Raw genomic sequence first — 21929 nt, 5'->3', positions numbered from 1 at the left:
GCGTCGTCGTGCCACCCGCAAGGCCCCACAGGCGCGCCGAACGACGGAGCGGGCTGCGGGTCGGGGGCGGCGGGCACGGGGGCGGGCGCGGCCGGAGCCGCGAAGGCCGGCGGTGCGAACGACGGCGGCGCGGCCTGCGACGGCTGCGGGGCGGCCTGCTCCTCCTCGGCGACCTCGCCTCCGAAGTTCTTCAGCAGCGCCTCCAGTCCGCCGTCGAAGCCCTGGCCCACCGCGGCGAACCGCCAGACGTCCTTCAGGTAGAAGTCCCCCAGCATGACGGCGCGCTCGGTACTGAACTCGGCACCGTTGAAGGAGTACCGGGCCACTTCCTCGCCGCCCGCGACGATACGGAGGTAGCCCGGGCCGATCTGCGACATCTGGCCGGCACCGTCGATGGTCGCGGTGAAGGAGAGCTTGTGGATGTGCGCGGGGATGCGGTCCAGCGTGACGCGGAAGGACTCGGTGTCACCGGCCTGCGCCCCCAGCAGCTGGATGGACTCCTCCGGCGACTTCGGCTGGTTGAAGAAGATGAAATACCGGTCGTCCGACAGCCGTTCGTCGGCGTCGAGGCCGAAGCAACTGATGTCGAAGGTGAGACCGGGCGCCGCGATCTGCACGCCTACGTACAGATCGGTCCCTGGTGTCAGGTCACTGATCCTGGCCTTGTGGCCGCGTTGGAATTCCCTGGCCATGCGTAACGACCGTCCCCCATCCCGAAAGGTGAATCCGTCGCGCCAGGCTAACGGCTTCCGACGACATTGAGCCAAGCCGGTACACGTTCGGTACAGGATCGGTGAATGTCACTCTCCGCGAGCGGCGGGCAGGTGGGGCAGACGGCCTGCGGCGACGACCCCTTCGAGGTAGCCGCGGGCCCGTTCGGTGCGGGGGTACGCCTCCATCAGCCGCCAGAACCGCGGACCGTGGCCGGGCACCAGCAGGTGCGCCAGCTCATGGACGAGTACGTAGTCGATGACGTACTCCGGCATGCCCTGGAGCCGGTGCGACAGGCGGATGCTGCCCTCGCCCGGCGTGCACGAGCCCCAGCGGGTGTTCTGGTTGGTCACCCAGCGGACGGACGTCGGCCTCGCCCGGCCCTCGAAATACTGGGCGGACAGGCGCTCGGCGCGCTCGGCCAGTTCGGTGTCGCCCGGGGTGCGCCGGCTCTCCTGCGCGGCCAGTTTGTCCAGCATCAGGGTCACCCAGCGGCGCTCCTCGGCCTCGGACATGCGGGCCGGGATGAGCACGACGGTCCGGTCGCCCTCGCGGTAGGCGGAGACGGTTCGGCGGCGCCGGGAGCTCCGTCGGACCTCGACCGCTTGCGTCCCCGGCGGGCAGGACGGGTCGCTCGTCAGGCTGGGCTGTGGATCGGCGGGCACGCCCCGACGTTACCCGCTGTCAGCGCGAGAAGTCCCGCCTCCGGAGCTGATCGCCCGTGATCCATCCACAGCCTGCACCATTTGAACGATTAATGGACCGACCTTGTGGACAACTTTCCGCCGCGATTGGCCGCGCAGGGCATTCTGGCAGCGCGGAACGACGGGGATTCGCGAAGATCACGGGGGACGATATGCATCCGATGGTGAAGCCGGCGCTGCGGCGCGCCTGGCGGAATCTTCAGTTCGTGCAGTTCGGGGCGACACCGGCGCATGCCGTGGTGCTGGGTCCGGTGGACACGACGACGGGGAGCCTGCTCGGTCTGTTCGACGGGACGCGGGGGCTCGCTCTGCTGCGTGAGGAGGCCCGGGCTCTGGGGCTGTCCGAGGAGCGGATGGAGGCGCTGCTGGCCCGGCTGGCGGAGGCGGGACTGCTGGACGACGCGGCGGTGGGCGACCCGGCGGCGGACGCGCTGCGCTCGGAGGACGGCACGCTCGACCGGCTCCGCGCCGACCTGGCGTCGCTGTCGGTCGTCCATCGCGATCCGGGTGGCGCGATACGGCGCCTGGCGGCGCGGCGCTCGATGCGGGTACAGGTGCGGGGTGCGGGGCGGGTGGGTGCGGGCGTCGCGGCGCTGCTGTCCGCGTCGGGCGTCGGCAGCGTGGAGGTGCTCGACGGCGGTCGCGTGGAGCCGTGGGACGTCGCACCGGGCGGCCTGCCGGCGGATGCGGTGGGCGAGCGGCGGGACGCGGCGGCCCGGCGTCTGGTGGGCAGGTCGGCGCCGGGGACACGGGTGCCCCGGACGGCGCGGGGGCCCCGCGCGGGGAGGGCTGCCTGTTCGGAGCCGGGCCTGTCGCTGGTCGTGGTCGCTCCGCGGGACGGGCTGGCGGCATACGCGCCGGATCCCTTGCCGGCCGACGACTGGATCGCCACGGGCACACCCCATCTGTACGCGGGGGTCGTGGAGGCCACCGGTGTGGTGGGGCCGCTGGTGCTGCCCGGTGGTACGGCGTGTGCCCGGTGCCTGGACCTGGAACGAGCGGATCGCGATCCGGCGTGGCCGCGCATGGTGGCGCAGTGGCGTTCCGGACGGCAGAGTCGGGTGCCGGCCTGCGATCTCGGACTGGCTTCGGCGGTCGCCGGGCTGACGGCGGCACACGCGCTGGCGTATCTGGACGGGGAGTTGCCCGCCAGCACGGGTGCTCGCTGGGAGACGTCGCTGCCCGCGCTGGACTGGCGCACCGAGCGCATCGCCCCGCACGCCGACTGCTCGTGCGGAGCCGCTGGACGGCGAGAGGGGGTGCGCGCATCGGACCCCGGCGGGAGGCAGGACACAATGGCGGGGTAAGGCCGACGACGGAAGTCTGCCTCGGCAACGCGGCACGGCAGGCTGGGATGTGGAGGGGCGTATGTCTGATCTTCCCCGGAAGGCGGTCACCCGTACCGCCAAGTTGGCCGCGTTGCCGTTGAGCTTCGCAGGCCGGGCCACTTGGGGACTGGGCAAGCGGATCGGCGGCAAGTCGGCGGAGCTGGTGGCGCGCGAGCTGCAACAGCGGACGGCCGACCAGCTGTTCAAGGTGCTCGGTGAGCTCAAGGGCGGCGCGATGAAGTTCGGGCAGGCGATGTCCGTCTTCGAGTCGGCGCTCCCGGAGGAGGTCGCCGGGCCCTACCGGGCGGCCCTGACCAAGCTCCAGGAGGCGGCGCCGCCGATGCCGACCCGTACGGTCCACGCGGTGCTCGAGGAGCGGCTGGGTCCCGAATGGCGCGAGCTGTTCACCGAGTTCGAGGACAAGCCGTCCGCGGCGGCGTCGATCGGCCAGGTGCACCGGGCGGTGTGGCACGACGGCCGCGAGGTCGCGGTGAAGGTGCAGTACCCGGGGGCGGGGGAAGCCCTGCTGTCGGACCTGGCGCAGCTGAGCCGGTTCGCGCGGCTGCTCGGGCCGCTGATGCCGGGTATGGACGTCAAGCCGCTGATCAAGGAGCTGCGCGACCGGGTGGCCGAGGAGCTGGACTACGGCCTGGAGGCGGAGGCGCAGCGGCAGCACGCCACGGAGTTCGTCGACGACCCCGATGTCGTGGTGCCGGAGGTGGTGCACCAGTCCGACCAGGTGCTGGTGACGGAGTGGATCGACGGGATACCGCTGTCGGAGATCATCGCGGACGGGACGCCGGAGCAGCGCGACCGTGCGGGCCAGCTGCTGGCGCGGTTCCTGTTCTCGGGCCCCGCGCGCACGGGTCTGCTGCACGCGGATCCGCACCCGGGCAATTTCCGGCTGCTGCCCGCCGACGACGGCGACTGGCGGCTGGGTGTGCTGGACTTCGGCACCGTGGACCGGCTGCCGGGCGGACTGCCGGAGACCATCGGCACCTGTCTGCGGATGACCCTGCAGGGCGACGCCGAGGCGGTCTACGAGCTGCTGTGCGCGGACGGGTTCGTCAAGGAGACGATCGAGCTCGACCCGGACGCGGTGCTGGAGTACCTGCTGCCGATCATCGAGCCGGCGGAGGCGGAGGCGTTCACGTTCACCCGCGGCTGGATACGTTCGCAGGCGGCCCGGATAGCCGATATCCGCTCGCCCGCACACCAGTTGGGCAAGCAGCTCAATCTGCCGCCCGCCTACCTGCTGATCCACCGGGTGACGCTGAGCACGATCGGCGTGCTGTGCCAGCTGAACGCGACGGTGCGGCTGCGGGACGAGCTGGAGTCGTGGCTGCCGGGCTTCGTGGAGTACGCCGAGGACGGCGAGGAGGCCGGGGACGTCGACGACGCGGTGAGCGCGGCCGACAGCGCCGATGACACCGAGGAGACGGTCCCGGCGGAGGCGTAGGCCCGACGTGGTGGCGGCGCTCCGTCCGGTGCGCCGTCACCACCAGGCGGAGTCGAGTCTGCTCTCGATGGATCTGAGGTTGGCGCGCGCGCAGTCGTCGCAGAAGTAGTGGCGGCTGCCGTTCTCCACGGAACACGTCCAGGTCACCGGGAGGTTGTCGGCGGTCTTGCCGCAGCGGGAGCACACCACGCTGTGCTCGCCTTGCTGCGCGGGGGGAGGAGTCCGCTCGTTCACTACGGGACGATAACTCCGCGGGCCCCCGGGCGGGGCGCAACGCACCGCGGGGACCGGTCCGTTCGGACCGGTCCCCGCGAGGGTTCCACTGTCTGGCTCAGTGCCGGGTGGTACTAGTGCATGACGGCCATGGCCAGCGCGCGGCGGGCGCGCATCGACACGCGCTCGGCGCGGCGCTGCATGCGCCGGGCGGCGACCAGGCGCACGGCCTGGCGTTCCGCGTCGACTTCCCGCATGCGCTCGTGCATATGGGCACGGGCCAGGGCTTCTTGGATGAGTTGCATCTCACGGTTCCTGTTCTGGCGCGAGGCGTTCGCACCGGTGGTGGTGAAGGCTGGGGTGGCGGAGCCGTTGGGCTCGCTCGCGGAAGAGGTCATCGGGGCCTGCTTCTGGGGATCGTGCGTCATGGGGCGGTCGATGGTTCCGGTGCGGACGTTCATGCCGTGACCGGGTTCTTGCGCGGGCGGCCGCGGGGCCGCTTGCGGGCGACGACCACGCCCTGGACGAAGAGCTCACCGCCCCAGACGCCCCACGGCTCGCGGCGCTCCTTGGCGCCGGCCAGGCACGCCTCCATGAGCGGGCAGGTCCGGCAGAGGGACTTGGCGTACTCGACGTCGGCCGGCGACTCCGCGAAGAAGACCTCCGGGTCGTAGGCACGGCAGGGAACGGGTACGCCGAGGTTCTCGATGGCGTCGTCGAGCGCGGTGAGCGCGGTGAGGGGGGTCAAAGCGGGGTCCTCCGTGAGGCCGGGCGGGGTGATCGTTTGCGAAGGCGGTACGGACGGGGCGTGCGCTTCGAGTTGCACGGTTCTGTCTTCCTCGTCTGGTCGGTCCGGCCGGTCGGCCGGTGGGCTGGTACCGGGTCGTGCCTTGTCCCGAGGCCCCTTCACTCCGTCTCCCTCATGAGGGCAAACAGAAGGGCCGCGGATCCCGGGTGGGGTTCCGCGGCCCTGAAGGCGCCGGCCTGATCTGGATCAGGCTGGATCACTCCAGGGTTCGAGCCCACGGAAGGCCCACATCGTGTGGTGCTGCTGCGTCTGCTGCTTGGTTTCGGCACCGGTCGCCGCAAAGGCATAGGCCTGGGCCTCTGCCGCTGCTACTCCTGCTTCCAGTGCCTTGGTCGGTCGCTCATCGCGCTCACGGACGGGGAGAGCCGCCAGGAGCATGGCGGGACGCACGGCTGCGAAGCCGGACATACCGGTGCCGATGAACGCCGAACCGGAGAGGCCGAGCGAGCAGGCGGAGACGACCGGGCGATCGGTCATTTTGGCGGTGGTGCTGATGAAGCTGGCGTTGATGCTGATCACTGGAATCGCCTCCTCTCGGCGTCTCAGGGGACCGGTCGCAGCCGGTCCCGCGCGTATTCGGATAAGTACAGCACAAGGACAGGGCTTCAGAGAAGCCGCTGTTCTCGTGGTTAAGAACCTATGGGGATCACCACTGCGGGCGCAAACTATTTTTCCGACGAGTTTTCAGGAGTCTTCCGCGTCGTCCGCCGCAAGCTCCTGACCAGCGCAAAGAGCGAGGACATCGGTGCCGAAGCGGTCCAGTTTGCGGGCGCCTACGCCCGAGATGGCCGCGAGCTCGCCGTCGGTCGACGGCACGGCCTCCGCGATGGCCATCAGCGTCTTGTCGGTGAAGACGCAGTACGCGGGCTGCCCCAGCTGCTTGGCCTGCTCCGACCGCCAGTCGCGCAGCCGTTCGTAGAGCGCCTCGTCCATGTCGGAGGGACAGTCCTCGCAGCGCATCAGCTTCATCTCGCCGGCGTCGGTGAGCGTCGTGCCGCACACCCGGCACTGCACCGGGCCGCGGCGCTTGCGCCGGCCGCCGCTGCCGCGCTCGATGCCGCCGCTCCCGCCCGGGGTGCGGGCACCCGGCAGCGAGGAGCCCGGCCGCAGCCCCGCGAGGAAGCGGGTGGGGCGGCGCGAGGCGCGCCCGCCGGGCGAGCGGGAGAGCGCCCAGGACAGCGACAGGTGCAGCCGGGCGCGGGTGACGCCGACGTAGAGCAGCCGGCGCTCCTCCTCGACCTGCTCGTCGGTCTTGGCGTAGGTGATCGGCATCATGCCCTCGGTCAGACCGACCAGGAACACCGCGTCCCACTCGAGGCCCTTCGCCGCGTGCAGCGACGCGAGGGTGACGCCCTGGACCGTGGGCGCGTGCTGGGCGGCGGCCCGCTCGTCGAGTTCGGCGACCAGGTCGCCGAGGCCGGCGTCCGGACGGGCCCGGGCGAAGTCCTCGGCGAGCCGGACCAGGGCGGCCAGGGACTCCCAGCGGTCGCGGACCGCGCCGGAACCGGCCGGGGGCTCGGTGGTCCAGCCCTTGGTGGACAGCACGGCCCGCACCTGCGAGGGCAGGTCCCCGGCATCGTCCAGCAGCGGGTCGTTGCCCCCGGCGCGGGCCGCGCCGCGCAGGGCAACGCCCGCCTCGCGGACCTCGGCGCGCTCGAAGAAGCGCTCGGCGCCGCGCAGCTGGTAGGGCACACCGGCGTCGGCCAGGGCCTGCTCGTAGACCTCCGACTGGGCGTTGATCCGGTACAGGACCGCGATCTCGCCGGCCGGGACACCGGCCGCGATCAGGTCGCGGATGCGGCGGGCGGTGCCCTCCGCCTCGGCGGGCTCGTCCGCGTACTCGGTGTAGGCGGGTTCGGGGCCGGGGTCCCGCTGGGAGATCAGCTCCAGGCGGTGCTCGGCGGCCCGGCCGCGGGCCTGGCCGAGCAGTCCGTTGGCGAGGTGGACGACCTGCGGGGTCGAGCGGTAGTCGCGGACCAGCTTCACCACGGTGGCGTTCGGGTGGCGGGTGCGGAAGTTCAGCAGGTGGTCGGGGGTGGCACCGGTGAAGGAGTAGATCGTCTGGCTGGCGTCGCCGACGACGCACAGACTGTCCCGGTCGCCCAGCCACAGGTCGAGGAGCCGCTGCTGCAGCGGGGAGACGTCCTGGTACTCGTCCACCACGAAGTGCTGGTACTGGCGGCGGATCTGCTCGGCGATGTCGTGCCGGTCCTGGAGGATGCCGACGGTCAGCAGCAGGACGTCCTCGAAGTCGATGACTCCGCGGTCCCGCTTCAGCTGTTCGTACATGGCATAGATCTGGCCAATCTCGGCGGGGTCGCGCGGGGCGTCGCGCTGCGCCTTGGCCACCGCGGCCGGGTAGTCGCCGGGCACGGTCTGGGTGACCTTGGCCCACTCGATCTCGCCCGTGGTGTCGCGCAGCTCGTTGCGGTCGAGCCGGATCCGGCAGCGCGCGGCCGCCTCGGCGACGAGCTGGATCTTGCGCTCGACCAGCCGGGGCAGCTCACCGCCGACGGCTTTCGGCCAGAAGTACTGGAGCTGGCGCAGGGCCGCGGAGTGGAAGGTGCGCGCCTGGACGCCGCCCGCGCCGAGCTGGCGCAGCCGGCCGCGCATCTCGCCCGCGGCGCGGTTGGTGAAGGTGACGGCGAGCACACTGGCGGGCGCGATGATGCCCGCCCGGACGCCGTAGGCGATCCGGTGGGTGATCGCCCGCGTCTTGCCCGTACCGGCTCCCGCCAGCACGCACACCGGACCGTGCAGGGCCGTCGCGACCTCGCGCTGCTCCGGGTCGAGCCCGTCGAGCACCGCGTCGGCGGTCGGAGGGACCTGCGGGAAGAGAGTGGAGTCCGTTGCTGCTGTCACCCTGCCATGCTGCCAGGTCGCCGGTGGCGGACGTGACGGTTGTCCACAGGGCAGGGGTCGCGGTCATATGAATCGGGCAGGAGGTCGCGGGTCGTACCGATCGGGCGCGGGTCGTACCGATCGGGCGCCGGGCCGTGCCGATCGGTCCCGGGCCGTATCCATCGCGTCCCGGGCCTGCTGATCGGTCCCGGCCATGCCGATCGGTCCCGGGCCGTACCGATCGGGCGCCGGGCCGTCGCTTGATCCGTGCCGGGATGCTTGCTCTGCCCCGGGGCGCGGCTGCCCGGCGCGTCCGGTCCGGCGGGAATGGTGACGGGACCCCGTACGTTCTGTCTGCTGGTGCCGAGCGGCACCCTCACCCCCGAGCGACCCCGAGGAGCGCAGAGACGATGCAGGGCAGCCTGACGATGTACAGCACGACGTGGTGCGGCTACTGCCGGCGGCTGAAGAGCCAGCTGGACCGGGAGGGCATCGCGTACACCGAGGTCAACATCGAGCTGGATCCCGAGTCGGCCGCGTTCGTCGAGAAGGCCAACGGGGGCAACCAGACCGTGCCCACCGTGCTCTTCGCGGACGGCACGACGCTGACCAACCCCTCGCTGGCCCAGGTCAAGCAGAAGATCGGCGCCTGAGGCGCCGGGCGGGACGCCTCAGGCCGGGTTTCCGGGCCTCGGCAGCGGCTCGCCGTACCAGAGCTCGATCAGACGGGCCGCGATCGAGATTCCGTACGGGGGAAGGACCTCGCCGGACTCGAACGCGGCCCGCAGCTCGTCCCGGGAGAACCAGCGGGCCTCCTCGATCTCGTCCCCGTCCACGTCGATCTCGCAGGACGTGGCCCGCGCCATGAAGCCCAGCATCAGGCTGGACGGGAACGGCCACGGCTGGCTGGCGACGTACCGCACCTCGCCGACCGTCACGCCGGCCTCCTCGTAGACCTCGCGCGCCACCGACTGCTCGATCGACTCGCCCGGCTCCACGAAGCCCGCCAGCGTGGAGAAGCGGCCTTCCGGCCAGTGCACCTGGCGGCCCAGGAGCGCGCGGTCCTGGTCGTCCGTCACCAGCATGATCACCGCCGGGTCCGTGCGCGGGTAGTGCTCGGCGCCGCAGGCCGGGCAACGGCGGATGTGGCCGGCTGCCGCGATCACCGTGCGCTCGCCGCACCGCGAACAGAAGCGGTGCAGCCGCTGCCAGTTCTCCAGCGCCACCGCGTGCACCATCAGGCCCGCGTCGCGCGGCGACAGCAGCAGCCCCGCCTCGCGCAGGCCGGCCGGACGGGCCGACTGGTCCATGCGGCCCGGCAGCGCGTCCTTCTGGAGCGCGAAGTAGCTGACGCCGTCCTCGTCCGTGCCCAGGAAGTAGCGGTGGGTCTCGGTGAGCGGGGCCTCGAACGACGGGGTCATCACCAGTTCGGTGCGCCCGTCGGGGGTGTCGTCGATCAGGACCTGGCCGCCGGAGACCACGAACACCCGGGTCGTCGGGTGGCTCCATGCCGCGGCCAGCCACGCCTCGTCGAGACGGTGGTGCGCCGCGCGGTCGATACCGCTCGGGGCCGTCAGGCCGATCGGCCGCCGGGCTTCGTTGCTGATGGTGGTCACTGGTGGTTCCAACTCCCCCGGGTGGTTTGAGGTGTCTTCATCGCTTCCGCCGCCCCGGCCGCTTCAGCGCAGTGCCGCGGAGAGGTCGCCCCACAGGTGGGCCGTCGTCTCCACGCCCTTGAGCAGCAGGTCCAGCTCGACCTTCTCGTTCGGCGCGTGCCAGCCGTCTGACGGCACGGAGATGCCGAGGAACAGCACCGGGGCCTCCAGCACGTCCTGCAGGTCCGCGGCCGGGCCGGAGCCGCCCTCGCGCGTGAAGCGGATCTTCGCGCCGTCGAACGCCGTGCTCATCGACCGCACGACCGACTGCAGGGCCGGGTGGCCGAGCGGTGTCAGACACGGGCGGGTGGCGGCGCCGAAGGTGATCTCGTGGCGGATGCCGGCCGGGACGCGGGCGGCGACCCAGTCGCGGACGGCCAGTTCGATCTTGTCCGGGTCCTGGCCGGCGACGAGCCGGAACGACAGCTTCACCTGCGTCGTCGCGGGAATGATCGTCTTGCCGCCGGGGCCCTGGTAGCCACCGCCGATGCCGTTGACCTCGGCGGTCGGGCGGGCCCAGACCCGCTCCAGGGTGGAGTAGCCCGTCTCGCCGAAGGTGGCGTACGACACCGCGCCGGCCAGCCAGGACGCCTCGTCGAAGGGGAGCTCGGCGATCAGTGCGCGCTCACGGTCGGTGAGCTCCGCGATGCCGTCGTAGAACCCGGGGATGGTGACCCGTTCGTCCTCGTCGTGCAGGGCGGCGACGACACGGGCGGCGACGGTGGCCGGGTTCGGGACGGCGCCGCCGAAGGAGCCGGAGTGGATGTCCTGGTCGGGGCCGTACAGCGTGATCTCGCAGTCGGCGACACCGCGCATCCCGGTGCACACCGTGGGTGTGTCCGGCGCCCACATACCGGTGTCCGAGACGACCACCGCGTCGGCGGCGAGGCGGTCGCGGTGCCGCTCGACGAGGGCGCGGAAGTGCGGGGAGCCGGACTCCTCCTCACCCTCGACCAGCAGCTTGAGGTTGACGGCGGGGGCCGTGCGCCCCGTCAGCGCGAGGTGGGCGCGGACGCCGAGCGTGTGGAAGAACACCTGGCCCTTGTCGTCGGCGGCACCGCGCGCGTGGAGCCGGTTCCCGCGGATCACCGGCTCGAAGGGGTCGGTGTCCCAGCCGTCCTCCCGCGCGGCGGGCTGGACGTCGTGGTGTCCGTAGACCAGGACGGTGGGCGCGTCCGCCTCGCCGGAGGGCCACTCGGCGTAGACCGCCGGGGCGCCTTTCGTCTCCCACACCTCGGCGACCGGGAAGCCGGTCTCCGCGAGCTTCGCCGCCAGCCACTCGGCACTGCGCCGTACGTCCGGGGCGTGCTCGGGCTGCGCCGACACGGACGGGATGCGCAGCCACTCGACGAGCTCGTCGAGGAAGGCGGCGCGGTGCTGCTCTATGTACGTACGTACGGTCTGGACGGCGCTGTCCGGGGTGTCGCTCATGCCCTGAGCCTATCCGGGATCGCGGGTCGTCTCCTCGGCCGTCCCACGGAGCAGGATGCGCTCGATCTCCGCCCGGCCGGGGAGGCCGTCCGGGCGGACGACCTCACCCGTGCGGACGTAGACGAAGGCCGCGGCGACCTCGTCCGGCGCGAGCCCGTGCTGCTCGGCCCAGGCGAGGCGGTAGACCGCGAGCTGGAGGGGATCGGCGGTGCGGAAACGGTTGGTCTTCCAGTCGACGATCTCGTACGTCCCGGTCCGCGCGTCCCGGTAGACGGCGTCGATGCGGCCGCGGACCACGCGTCCGGCGAGGGTCAGCTGGAAGGGCGCCTCCACGCGGTACGGGGTGCGGTGGGCGTACGGAGTGTTCTCGAACGCCTCCTTGAGCGCCGCGAGGTCCCGCTCGTCGGCGATCTCCGGCTCGTCGGCGTACGCCTCGCCGCCCGGCAGCTCGTCGGGCCCGAGCAGCGGGAGCGGGAGCTCCTCGAACCGGGCCTCCACCCACGCGTGGAACCGGGTCCCGCGCCGCGCGGCGGGCTGCGGCGGGCGCGGCATGGGACGGGCGAGCTCCTGCGCGAAGCCGTCGGGGTCGGCGGCGAGGCGCAGCAGCTGCGAGGCGGTGAGCGACGCGGGCAGGTGGACGTCACGGGTGGTGGCGCGGGCGCGCAGCAGCTCGCTGGTGAGGGCGCCGAGGTCGCGATCCCAGGAGGCGATGGTGCGGGCCTCTTCCGGGGTGAGGCGGTCCGGGGCGCCCCGCTCGGTTCCGGGGGCGGGCACCGGGGCGGATGCGGGGGCGGGTGCCGGGGCCCGGGACGGGGCCGGATCCGGGCTTCCGGGCCGTGGGCCGTCGGCGGCTCCGCCGCGCCGGGGGCCGGGCAGGTCCGCGTGCGGGAAGCCGGCGGGGCGCTCCCCGGGCAGCTCGGCCGCCCACTCGTCCCAGTCGGCGAGGTCGTCGGGCCAAGGCTCGTCCGGGTCCGGGTGCTCGCGCAGGTCGGGGTGGTCGGGGTCGGCCGGCTCGTCGGGCCACGGTTCGTCCGGATCGGGGTGGTCGCGCGGGTCGGAGTGGCCGCGCGGGTCGGAGTGGTTCGAGTCGCCGGAGAGGCGGCCGGAGGCGTCCAGGGGGGCGGCGGAGGCCCGGGTCTCCAGGTGGCGCAGGACCGTGTCGGCGGCCGCGCGGCGGCGGGAGAGGGAGGCGGGGTCCAGCGGGAGCGGCCAGGGCCGGTCCGCCGAGGACGCGCCCAGGCAGGGGTTCTCGGCGCCCTCCCCGGGCTCGTCCGCCCATGCCTCGATCTCGCCGAAGCCCGCCGCGCAGTGGTCGTACAGCGCGTGGAGGAAGGGTGACGGGCCGCGCGGCCGCTTCTGGGACGGGCCCCACCAGTGGCCCGACGCCAGCAGCAGGGAGCGCGGCCGGGTGAAGGTCACGTAGCCGAGGCGGAGCTCCTCGGTGTGCTGGTGGTCCTTCATGGCGTCCTTGAAGGACTTCAGGGACTTCGCGTCCCAGCCGTCGACCGCCGGCAGTGTGGCGGCGTCACCGCGCAGCGCGTGCGGGAGGACCTGCGGCTGAGCCGTCCACGACTCGCGGGCCCTGGTGCTGGGGAACTGGCCGGTGACCAGGCCCGGGACGGCGACCACGTCCCATTCCAGGCCCTTGGACTTGTGGGCGGTGAGGACCTTGACCGTGTTCTCGCCGCCCGGCAGGGCATTGTCCAGGCCCTTCTCGTACTGCGCGGCGGTGCGGAGGAACCCCAGGAAGGCCAGCAGCGTCGCCTCGCCGTCGAGGGAGGCGAAGCCGGCCGCTATGTCGAGGAAGTTGGCGAGGGTCTCACGGCGGCGGGCGGCCAGGGCGTGCGGGGAGGCGGAGAGCTCGACCTCCAGGCCGGTCGTGGCGAGGATCCGGTGCAGGACGTCCATCAGCGGGTCGGCCAGGGAGCGGCGCAGGTCGCGCAGCTCGGCGGCGAGGCGGGCGAACCGTACCCGTGCCTCGGCGGAGAAGGGCAGACCGTCGTCCTGGCCGGCCGGTTCCAGGAAGGTGTCCAGGGCGTCGGCGAGCGAGACCACCTCGGCCGGGTCCACTCCCTCGACCGCGGCCGCCAGCCGTTCGTCGGGGTCCGTGGCGTCGTCCCGGTCGCGGTGGACCAGGAGCCGCGCGCGGCGGCCCAGCAGCGCCAGATCCCGGGCGCCGATGCGCCAGCGCGGGCCGGTGAGCAGCCGTACCAGGGACGCGTTGGCGCCGGGGTCCTGCAGGACCTCGCACACGGCGACCAGGTCCGCCACCTCCGGCAGGTGGAGCAGGCCGGACAGACCCACCACCTCGACCGGGATGTCGCGCTCCACGAGGGCGGCCTGGATCTCGGGGAAGTCGGTGGCCGTACGGCACAGGACGGCGATCTCGCCCGGCTCCTCACCGGTGCGGACGAGATGGGCGATGGAGTCGGCCAGCCAGGCGATCTCCTCCGCCTGGGTGGGCAGCAGGGCGATACGGACGGTGCCGTCGCGTTCGGCGCCGGGCGCGGGGCGCAGCGCCTCCACGCCCTCGTGCATGGCACGCAGCGGCTCGGCGAGGCCGTTGGCCAGGTCGAGGAGACGCCCGCCGCTGCGGCGGTTCTCGCTGAGCGAGTGGCGGGTGGCGGGGGTCCCGTCCGCGTACGGGAAGTGCTCGGGGAAGTCGTCCAGGTTCGCCACGGACGCTCCGCGCCAGCCGTAGATCGCCTGGCAGGGGTCGCCCACCGCGGTGACCGGGTGGCCGGTGCCCCCGCCGAAGAGCCCCGACAGCAGCAGGCGCTGCGCGACGGACGTGTCCTGGTACTCGTCGAGGAGGACGACACGGAACTCGTCGCGCAGGACGGCCCCGACCTCGGGCCGGGTGAGGGCGAGCTCGGCGGAGAGGGCGATCTGGTCGCCGAAGTCGAGCAGGTCGCGGCTGCGCTTCGCCTCGCGGTAGCGGCTCACGAGGCCGGCGAGCTCGCGGCGCGCCTCGGCCGCCTCGGGGACCTTGCGCAGGTCGGCGTTGGTGAGCGGGGCGTCCGCGAGGGCGGCGAGGAGCTCGGCGTCGTACGCGAGGAGATCGGCGGGGCGTACGAGGTGCTCGGCGAGCTCCGCGTCGAGGGCGAGGAGGTCGCTGACGAGGGCCGGGAACGACCTGGTCAGCGCCGGGTAGGGCCCGGGTGCTTCGCGCAGCACGCGCGCGGCGAGCTGGTAGCGGGTGGCGTCGGCGAGGAGGCGGGCGGTGGGCTCCAGGCCCAGCCGCAGGCCGTGGTCGGTGAGCAGCTGTCCGGCGAAGGCGTGGTACGTGGAGATGCGCGGTTCGCCCGGCGGGTTGTCCGGGTCGATGACGTCGGGGTCCGTGACCCCGGCCCGGACGAGGGCCTTGCGGACGCGCTCGGCGAGCTCGCCGGCCGCCTTGTTGGTGAAGGTCAGGCCGAGGACCTGCTCGGGGGCCACCTGGCCCGTGCCGACCAGCCAGACCACCCGGGCGGCCATCACCGTCGTCTTGCCGGAGCCGGCTCCGGCCACGATGACCTGCGGGGCGGGCGGCGCGGTGATGCAGGCCGTCTGCTCCGGGGTGAACGGGATGCCGAGGAGCTCCTTGAGCTGCTCGGGGTCGGTGATGCGAGCGGTCACGGTCAACGAGGCTAACCGCCGCCACTGACATCCCCGTCATCGCTCATTCGAGGATCTGGCGGCCTTCGGGGCGGGCGCTGCACGAGGCCCGGAACGCGCAGTGCGTGCAGTGCTGGCCCGCGGAGGGGGTGAAGCGCTCGTCCAGGACGCGTCCGGCGGCGGTGGCGAGCAGGTCGCCGACCCACTCGCCGGCGAGCGGCTCCTGGGCCTGCACCTTGGGCAGCTGGTCCCCGCCCTCCTTCTTGGGGGCGGGCTGGCGCAGCTGCACGAGCTCCGCGCCTCCGGGTTCGGGGCGGCGGCCGTCGAAGACCTCGTCGACGGCGCCTTCGCGGACGGCGAGCTGGTAGACGGCGAGCTGGGGGTGGCGGGCGACCTCGTCCCTGGTGGGGGCCGACTTGCCGGTCTTGAAGTCCACCACGTACGCGCGGCCGTGCTCGTCGGCCTCGACGCGGTCCATGGAGCCCCTGATGCGCACCTCGTACTCCCCCGCTTCGAGGGTGACGTCGAAGTCGTGCTCGGTGGCCGCGGGGGTGCGGCCACCGCGGTCCATCACGTGCCAGCGCAGGAACCTCTCCAGCGCCACGCGCGCGTGCTCCTTCTCCTGGGCGGACTTCCAGGGGGCGTCGAAGGCGAGCGCGTTCCACACGGAGTCGAGGCGCTCCATGAGGACGGCGAGATCGGCGGGGGTGCGGCCGGAGGCGACCTCGTCCGCGAGGACATGGATGACGTTGCCGAAGCCCTGGGCAGTGGTCGCGGGGGCGTCCGCCTTGACCTCGCGGCCCAGGAACCACTGGAGGGCGCAGGTGTTGGCGAGCTGCTCCAGGGCGCTGCCGGACAGGGCGACGGGGCGGTCGCGGTCCCGGAGGGGGGCGGTGGAGTGGGTCGGGTCGTACAGGCCCCACCAGCGGTAGGGGTGCGCGGCCGGGACGAGCGGCTGGCCCTCGTCGTCGGTGAGCGCCGCGAGCTCGGCCAGGCGCCGGGCGGCGGCGTCGCGGAGGGCCGGGGAGGCGTCGGGGTCGACCGTCGTGGCGCGCAGCTCGGCGACGAGCGCCGCGACCGCGAGCGGGCGGCGGGGCCGGCCGGTGACGTCCTTCGGCTCGACCCCGAGCTCGGTGAGGAAGCGGGAGGGCTGGTCGCCGTCGTCGGCGGGTGCCTTGACGGCGGTGACGACGAGGCGGTCGCGGGCGCGGGTGGCGGCCACGTAGAACAGGCGGCGCTCCTCGGCGAGGAGGGCGCCCGGCGTCAGCGGCTCGGCCAGGCCGTCGCGGCCGATCCGGTCGGCCTCCAGGAGGGAGCCGCGGCGCCGCAGGTCGGGCCAGAGCCCTTCCTGTACGCCGGCGACGACGACCAGGCTCCATTCGAGGCCCTTGGAGCGGTGGGCGGTCATCAGACGGACGGCGTCGGGGCGGACGACCCGCTTGGAGAGGGTGTCGGCGGCGATGTCCTGGGCGTCGAGCTCTTCGAGGAAGTTCAGGGCGCCGCGGCCGCCGGTGCGTTCCTCGGCGCGGGCGGCGGTGTCGAACAGGGCGCACACGGCGTCCAAGTCCCGGTCGGCGTTGCGGCCGGCGGCTCCGCCACGGAGCGCGGCGCGCTGCAGGCGGGCGGGCCACGGGGTGCCGTCCCACAGCAGCCAGAGGGCCTCCTCGGCGGTGCCTCCGGCCGCGAGGAGCTCGCGGGTACGGCGCAGCAGCCGGCCCAGCCGCTGGGCGCCGCGGGCGTAGGCGGGGTCGTGGGCGACGAGCCGCTCGGGCTCGGCGAGGGCGCGAGCGATGAGCACGTCCGAGGGCGGGGGGACCTTGTTCCCGCCGGCCCGCTCCTCGTCCCGCAACGCCCGCCCGAGGCGCCGCAGGTCGGCGGCGTCCATGCCGCCGAGCGGCGACGCGAGCAGCCCGATCGCCGTCTCGGCGTCGAGCCACGCGCCTTCCTCGGCCTCACCGGGCTCCGGGCGCTGGGCGCGGTCCGCAGGCTCGGCGCCGTCCGCGGGCTCGGCGCCGTCCGCGGGCACGGCGCCGTCCGCGGGCACGGCGCGGTCCGCGGGCACGGCGCCGTCCGCGGGCACGGCGCGGTCCGCGGGGTCGGCGCTGTCCGCGCCCTCCTCGTCCGCGACGCCCTTCCCGGCCTCGACGCCGTCCGCAGGGTCGACACCTTCCGCGTGCCCGGCAACCTCATCGCGCGCGGCGGGCCCCGCGTCCCCCACGCCGCCCGCGGGCTCGACGCCCTCCCCGCGCACGGCACCCACCGCGTGCCCAGCGCCCGCCGCGCGCGCGGCGGGCTCCGCGACCTCGAGGCCAGCCGCGTGCCCCGCCGCCTCGCCGGCTTCCGCGACCTGAGCAGCCTCGGACACCTCTGGCACCCCGGCTGACGTGCCCTCCCCAACCTCGGCGGCCTCGGCGGCCTCGGACACCTCAGCCACCCCCGCAGCCGCCTCGCCCGCAGCCGCGTCCGCAGCCGCTCCGAGCGTCGCCGTGGCCGCGGCGCGCAGGGCCGTCAGGAGCGGGGAGACCGCGGGTTCGTGGCGCAGCGGGATGTCGGGGGCGTCCACCTCGACGGGGACGCCCGCGGAGGTGAGGGCGCGGCGGAGGGCGGGGATGGTGCGGGTGCCCGCACGGACGAGGACCGCCATGTCGTGCCAGGGCACGCCGTCCTCCAGGTGGGCGCGGCGCAGGATGTCCGCGATGTTGTCGAGCTCCGTGGAGGCGGTCGGGAAGGTGTACGTCTCCACGCGGCCGCCGTCGCGTACCGCCGCCAGGTCCCGGTGGGCGCGCACCTTGTCGGCGGGCAGCCGCGGCAGGGGCATGCGCGCGGTGAGGAGGCGGGTCGCCGACAGCAGCGCCGCGCCGGAGCGGCGGGAGGTGGTCAGGACGGCGACCGGTGCGGGGGAGCCGTCGGCGCGGCGGAAGGCGTACGGGAAGTCGAGCATGCCGTTGATGTCGGCGCCCCGGAACGCGTAGATCGACTGGTCGGGGTCGCCGAACGCGTACAGGGTCCGCCCGCCCCCGGCCAGCGCCCCGAGCAGCCGGACCTGCGCCGGGTCGGTGTCCTGGTACTCGTCGACGAAGACCGCGTCGTAGGACGGGAGGTCCGCGGAGCCGGCGAGCAGCACGGCGCGGTGGACGAGCTCGGCGTAGTCCAGTACGCCCTGCATGTCGAGCACGTCCAGGTACTCGGCGAGGAACTGCGCGGCAGCCGACCAGTCCCGCCGTCCCTGCCGCGCCGCGAAGTCCGCCAGGGCGCGCGGCCCGAGGCCCAGCTCGCGGGAGCGGGCCAGCACGGCGCGCACCTCGTCGGCGAAGCCGCGCGTGGTCAGGCAGGCCCGCAGTTCGTCGGGCCAGTGGACGCGGGCCAGGCCCTCGCGCTCCAGGTCGAGCTGCCCGGCCAGCAGCTCGCGCACGGCGAGGTCCTGTTCCGGACCGGACAGCAGGCGCAGCGGCTCGGAGAACAGCTCGGCGTCCTGGTGCGCGCGGATCAGCGCGTAGCAGTAGGAGTGGAACGTGGTGGCCTGCGGGGCGCGCGCGCCGGGGATGCGCGCCGCCATCCGGTCGCGCAGCTCCACCGCCGCCTTGCGGCTGAAGGTGAGGACCAGGATCCGCTCCGGGTCGGTGCCGCCGGCGATACGGGCGGCGACCGCTTCCACCAGGGTGGTCGTCTTGCCGGTGCCGGGCCCGGCCAGCACCAGCAGGGGCCCGCCCGTGTGGTCAACCACGGCACGCTGCGATGCGTCCAGGAGAGGGGGGTTCACGGGAGCCGGCGGGGTACGCACCAGTCGGTACGCGCCGGGGGTGCGCCCCCGGTACGGCGTACGCCCGGTGGTAGTCGAGGAGGAGCTCACGTGGATCGCCGGTCCTGGTGGGTGTGCTGGTGGTGAAGGGCAACGTTACGCGGGCGGCCGGGACGAGGGGCCCGTCACGCCGGAGCGGCCACGTCACCGCCGTCCCACCGCGCCCTGCGCATGTCGAGGCGCGGCAGGTGCCCTTCCGCGGTACGCGCGGCCTCGCGCAGCGGGGTGCCCTCCTCCTGGTAGTGGCCGAGGGCGCGCAGCTCGTGCCCGGGCAGCAGCTGCCCGTCGGCGCGCACCACGCGCCACCACGGCACGCCGCCGCCGTACAGGGCCATGACCCGGCCGACCTGGCGCGGCCCGCCCTCCCCGAGCCAATCGGCGACGTCCCCGTACGTCATCACCCGGCCGGGCGGGATCAGCTCCGCCGCCTCCAGCACCCGCTCGGCGTACTCCGGCAGCCCGGGCGGGAGACCGGGCGGCTCCGGAAGGTCCTGCGTACTCATCCGGACCATCCTGCACCACGGCACCGACAACGCGGGCGACGCGGTCGACGCACCCTGATGCCCGCGCCCGGCGCCCGGTCATGCCACCATCTTCCGGGCGGTGACTGGTGATACGAGATCAACAAGACAGAGGGACCATGGAGGGGCAGGATGTACGGCCTCTCGGGGAGTGGCGGAAGGGGACGGTATGCGTGAACGCGGAGGGCCCCATCGACCGCGTCTCCGGTGACGAGCCGCTTCTCGCTGCCCGCGTCCACCGCCCGTCCGATCTGCTGCGGCTGCTCATCGGTGTCTTCGCGATCGCCGTCGTCCTGGCCATCGCCGCGTTCGCCCACGCCACGACCTCGGGCCTGGAGCAGGACATCAACAAGGGCACCGGCCAGGCGCCCGACCTCTTCGTCAAGCTCGCCGGGCTCGCCTCCAGCATCGCCGTCCTGCTGGTGCCGGTCGCCTTCGCGATCGAGCGGCTGATCAAACGGGACGGCCTGCGCATCGCCGACGGCGTCCTCGCCGCCGTCCTGGCCCACGGGGTCACCCTCGCGACGGACCTGTGGGTGGCCAGGGGGGCCCCGGCCACCATCCAGGACGCGCTGACCCAGCCGGCGGCGGGAGGCGGGCTGACCGACCCCGTCCACGGCTACCTGGCCCCGGTCATCGCCTACATGTCGGCCGTCGGGATGGCCCGCAGACCCCGCTGGCGCATCGCCCTGTGGGCGGTGCTGGTGCTGGACGCCTTCACGATGCTGGTGGCCGGCTACACCACACCCCTGTCGATCATCCTGACCATCCTGATCGGCTGGACGGTCGCGTACGGCACGCTTTACACGGTCGGCTCCCCCAACGTCCGCCCCACCGGTCAGACGCTCCTGGCGGGTCTGCGCCACGTCGGCTTCCGCCCGGTCAGCGCGATGCGCGCCGAGGACGTGGCCGACTCGGCGGAGCAGGGCGACCGGGGCCGGCGCTATCTGGTCACCCTGGAGGAGGGGCCGCCGCTCGACGTCACCGTCGTGGACCGGGAACAGCAGGCGCAGGGCTTCTTCTACCGGGTGTGGCGCCGGATGACCCTGCGCGGGATCACCACCCGTCGCTCCATCCAGTCGCTGCGCCAGGCCCTCGAACAGGAGGCGCTGCTGGCGTACGCGGCGATCGCCGCCGGCGCCCACGCACCCAAGCTCATCGCCACCTCCGAGCTCGGCCCGGACGCCGTGATGCTGGTGTACGAGCACCTGGGCGGGAGATCGCTCGACGCGATGGCGGACGAGGAGATCACCGACGACGTGGTGCGCGGCTCCTGGGAGCAGGTGAAGGCGCTCCAGTCGCGGCGCATCGCGCACCGCAGGCTCACCGGCGACGCGATTCTGGTGGATCGTTCCGGCAGGGTGACCGTCACGGATCTGCGCGGCGGCGAGATCGCCGCCGGCGACCTGGTCCTGCGCATGGACATCGCGCAGCTGCTGACCACGCTGGGCCTGCGGGTCGGCGCGGAGCGCGCGGTGGCCGCCGCGGTGGAGGTGCTCGGCCCCGACAAGGTCGCCGACTGCCTGCCGCTGCTCCAGCCGATCGCGCTGAGCCGCTCCACGCGCGCGACGCTGCGCAAGCTGGCCCGGGAGCGTGCGCAGCGCGAGCGCGAGGCCGTGCTCAAGGCGTCCGAGGAGGCGCGGCAGGCGCGCCTGGAGGCCGCCGGGACGCACGGGGCGCCGCACGGCGCGGAGAAGGACGAGAAGGCGGAGCGCAAGGCGGTACGGGCGGAGAAGCAGGCCGAGAAGCGGGCGCTGGACGAGGCCCTGGACGAGGCCCGCGAGGAGGACCTGCTCGCCCAGATCCGGCGGCAGGTGCTGCTGATCCGTCCGCAGGCGCCGGTGGAGCCGGTGCGGCTGGAGCGGATCCGGCCGCGCACCCTCATCAGCCTCATCGCCGGCGCGATCGCCGCGTACTTCCTGCTGTCGCAGATCGCCCGCACACCGCTGTCGACGATCGCCGACGCGAGCTGGGGCTGGGTGGCGGTCGCCGTCCTGTTCTCCGCGCTGAGCTACGTGGCGGCGACGATGAGCCTGCTGGGCTTCGTACCGGAGCGCGTGTCGTTCCTGCGGACGGTGCTGGCGCAGGTCGCCGGTTCCTTCGTGAAGATCGTCGCGCCCGCGGCGGTGGGCGGTGTGGCGCTGAACACCCGCTTCCTCCAGCGCTCCGGCGTACGGCCCGGACTGGCCGTGGCGAGCGTCGGCGCCTCGCAGCTCTTCGGCCTGGGGGCGCACATCCTGCTGCTCCTCGCCTTCGGCTATCTGACGGGCACGGAGAAGACCCAGGACTTCACGCCGTCGAGGACCGTCATCGCGGGCCTGCTGACGGTCGCCGTGCTGATGCTGGTCGTCACGGCGATCCCGGCCCTGCGCAAGTTCGTCTCGACCCGGCTGCGCTCGCTCTTCGCGGGTGTGGTGCCGCGCATGCTGGACGTGCTGCAGCGCCCGATGAAGCTGATCACCGGCATCGGCGGGATGCTGCTGCTCACCGCGACCTTCGTGCTGTGCCTGGACGCCTCGATCCGCGCGTTCGACCAGGGGAACCAGCAGCTGAGCTACGCGAGCCTGGCCGTGGTGTTCCTGGCGGGCAACGCGCTGGGGTCGGCGGCGCCGACGCCCGGCGGTGTCGGCGCGGTGGAGGGCGCGCTCACGTTCGGTCTGGTGGGTGTGGGCGGGCTGCCGCTGGAGGTCGCGACGCCCGCGGTCCTGCTGTACCGGCTGCTGACGCTGTGGCTGCCGGTGCTGCCCGGGTGGGTCTCGTTCAACTTCCTCACCCGCAAGGGCGCCCTGTAGGCGCCGGGCGCGGGGCCGGGCCACCCGCATGGACCGCCGTCGCGGGCGGCGGGCGCGCGGCGGACGCAGC

Annotated in this window: 16 protein-coding genes; 4 read left to right on the top strand and 12 right to left on the bottom strand. The window is 73.6% G+C overall.

Features of this window, described 5'->3' with window-relative positions:
- Both IH00_RS0128575 and IH00_RS0128570 read right to left on the bottom strand, forming a co-directional pair.
- A partial coding sequence (locus IH00_RS0128575) for a TerD family protein (RefSeq protein ID WP_031078581.1) occupies nucleotides 1-692 on the bottom strand: 692 nt, incomplete at its 3' end.
- A 108-nt stretch (nucleotides 693-800) separates the two neighbouring features.
- The gene (locus tag IH00_RS0128570; RefSeq protein ID WP_031078580.1) at nucleotides 801-1376 is read right to left on the bottom strand and encodes a M48 metallopeptidase family protein; all 576 of its coding nucleotides are present in this window, start codon (nucleotides 1374-1376) and stop codon (nucleotides 801-803) included.
- A 191-nt stretch (nucleotides 1377-1567) separates the two neighbouring features.
- Here IH00_RS0128570 and IH00_RS0128565 point away from each other — a divergent pair, with 191 nt between their 5' ends.
- Together IH00_RS0128565 and IH00_RS0128560 are read left to right on the top strand one after the other, a co-directional pair.
- Nucleotides 1568-2722, top strand: a complete 1155-nt coding sequence (locus tag IH00_RS0128565; protein ID WP_031078577.1) for a ThiF family adenylyltransferase — start codon at nucleotides 1568-1570, stop codon at nucleotides 2720-2722.
- Between the two features lie 61 nt (nucleotides 2723-2783).
- Entirely contained in the window at nucleotides 2784-4202 is a 1419-nt protein-coding gene (locus IH00_RS0128560) for an ABC1 kinase family protein (protein ID WP_031078575.1), read from the top strand.
- Between the two features lie 36 nt (nucleotides 4203-4238).
- On the opposite strand, the gene IH00_RS42920 is transcribed toward IH00_RS0128560, so the two are convergent.
- From IH00_RS42920 to IH00_RS0128535, 5 genes are all read right to left on the bottom strand, one after another.
- A complete protein-coding gene (locus IH00_RS42920; protein ID WP_052411691.1) occupies nucleotides 4239-4436 on the bottom strand; it encodes a hypothetical protein in 198 nt (65 codons plus the stop codon).
- Nucleotides 4437-4549: 113 nt separating this feature from the next.
- Nucleotides 4550-4876 (bottom strand): hypothetical protein, encoded by a 327-nt coding sequence (locus tag IH00_RS0128550; protein WP_031078573.1) that lies wholly within the window; start codon nucleotides 4874-4876, stop codon nucleotides 4550-4552.
- Nucleotides 4873-5241 (bottom strand): WhiB family transcriptional regulator, encoded by a 369-nt coding sequence (locus IH00_RS0128545; RefSeq protein ID WP_031078572.1) that lies wholly within the window; start codon nucleotides 5239-5241, stop codon nucleotides 4873-4875. Before IH00_RS0128545 ends, IH00_RS0128550 begins: the two co-directional genes overlap by 4 nt.
- A gap of 168 nt (nucleotides 5242-5409) precedes the next feature.
- Entirely contained in the window at nucleotides 5410-5742 is a 333-nt protein-coding gene (locus IH00_RS0128540) for a hypothetical protein (protein ID WP_031078570.1), read from the bottom strand.
- A gap of 165 nt (nucleotides 5743-5907) precedes the next feature.
- The gene (locus IH00_RS0128535) at nucleotides 5908-8085 is read right to left on the bottom strand and encodes an ATP-dependent DNA helicase UvrD2 (RefSeq protein ID WP_199819825.1); all 2178 of its coding nucleotides are present in this window, start codon (nucleotides 8083-8085) and stop codon (nucleotides 5908-5910) included.
- 389 nt (nucleotides 8086-8474) lie between these two features.
- Here IH00_RS0128535 and IH00_RS0128530 point away from each other — a divergent pair, with 389 nt between their 5' ends.
- Nucleotides 8475-8717, top strand: a complete 243-nt coding sequence (locus tag IH00_RS0128530) for a mycoredoxin (RefSeq protein ID WP_031078567.1) — start codon at nucleotides 8475-8477, stop codon at nucleotides 8715-8717.
- 18 nt (nucleotides 8718-8735) lie between these two features.
- On the opposite strand, the gene nudC is transcribed toward IH00_RS0128530, so the two are convergent.
- From nudC to IH00_RS0128505, 5 genes are all read right to left on the bottom strand, one after another.
- Nucleotides 8736-9680, bottom strand: coding sequence for an NAD(+) diphosphatase (nudC, locus tag IH00_RS0128525; RefSeq protein WP_031078566.1), 945 nt, complete (start codon nucleotides 9678-9680; stop codon nucleotides 8736-8738).
- 63 nt (nucleotides 9681-9743) lie between these two features.
- On the bottom strand, nucleotides 9744-11150 hold the full coding sequence (locus IH00_RS0128520; RefSeq protein WP_031078564.1) for a dipeptidase: 1407 nt from the start codon (nucleotides 11148-11150) through the stop codon (nucleotides 9744-9746).
- Between the two features lie 9 nt (nucleotides 11151-11159).
- Nucleotides 11160-14768 carry an ATP-dependent DNA helicase gene (locus tag IH00_RS0128515; RefSeq protein ID WP_039947515.1) on the bottom strand — a complete coding sequence of 1203 codons (3609 nt, stop codon included), beginning with the start codon at nucleotides 14766-14768 and terminating at the stop codon, nucleotides 11160-11162.
- Nucleotides 14769-14811: 43 nt separating this feature from the next.
- On the bottom strand, nucleotides 14812-18597 hold the full coding sequence (locus IH00_RS0128510) for an ATP-dependent helicase (RefSeq protein ID WP_078888003.1): 3786 nt from the start codon (nucleotides 18595-18597) through the stop codon (nucleotides 14812-14814).
- 74 nt (nucleotides 18598-18671) lie between these two features.
- A complete protein-coding gene (locus IH00_RS0128505) occupies nucleotides 18672-19049 on the bottom strand; it encodes an MGMT family protein (protein ID WP_031078560.1) in 378 nt (125 codons plus the stop codon).
- A gap of 137 nt (nucleotides 19050-19186) precedes the next feature.
- Here IH00_RS0128505 and IH00_RS0128500 point away from each other — a divergent pair, with 137 nt between their 5' ends.
- Nucleotides 19187-21859: a lysylphosphatidylglycerol synthase transmembrane domain-containing protein gene (locus tag IH00_RS0128500; RefSeq protein ID WP_052411690.1), complete on the top strand. Its 2673-nt coding sequence runs from the start codon at nucleotides 19187-19189 to the stop codon at nucleotides 21857-21859.
- The last annotated feature ends 70 nt before the right edge of the window (nucleotides 21860-21929 follow it).

This window comes from Streptomyces sp. NRRL S-118, from assembly GCF_000716335.1.
Lineage (GTDB): Bacteria > Actinomycetota > Actinomycetes > Streptomycetales > Streptomycetaceae > Streptomyces.
Note: the sequence above shows the minus strand (reverse complement) of the source record. Positions and strands in the feature narration are given on the sequence as shown.

Coding starts and splice junctions, on each gene's coding strand:
- IH00_RS0128565 (WP_031078577.1), top strand. CDS start 1,568: ATGCATCCGATGGTGAAGCCGGCGCTGCGGCGCGCCTGGCGGAATCTT.
- IH00_RS0128560 (WP_031078575.1), top strand. CDS start 2,784: ATGTCTGATCTTCCCCGGAAGGCGGTCACCCGTACCGCCAAGTTGGCC.
- IH00_RS0128550 (WP_031078573.1), bottom strand. CDS start 4,876: ATGAACGTCCGCACCGGAACCATCGACCGCCCCATGACGCACGATCCC.
- IH00_RS0128530 (WP_031078567.1), top strand. CDS start 8,475: ATGCAGGGCAGCCTGACGATGTACAGCACGACGTGGTGCGGCTACTGC.
- IH00_RS0128520 (WP_031078564.1), bottom strand. CDS start 11,150: ATGAGCGACACCCCGGACAGCGCCGTCCAGACCGTACGTACGTACATA.
- IH00_RS0128505 (WP_031078560.1), bottom strand. CDS start 19,049: ATGAGTACGCAGGACCTTCCGGAGCCGCCCGGTCTCCCGCCCGGGCTG.
- IH00_RS0128500 (WP_052411690.1), top strand. CDS start 19,187: ATGGAGGGGCAGGATGTACGGCCTCTCGGGGAGTGGCGGAAGGGGACG.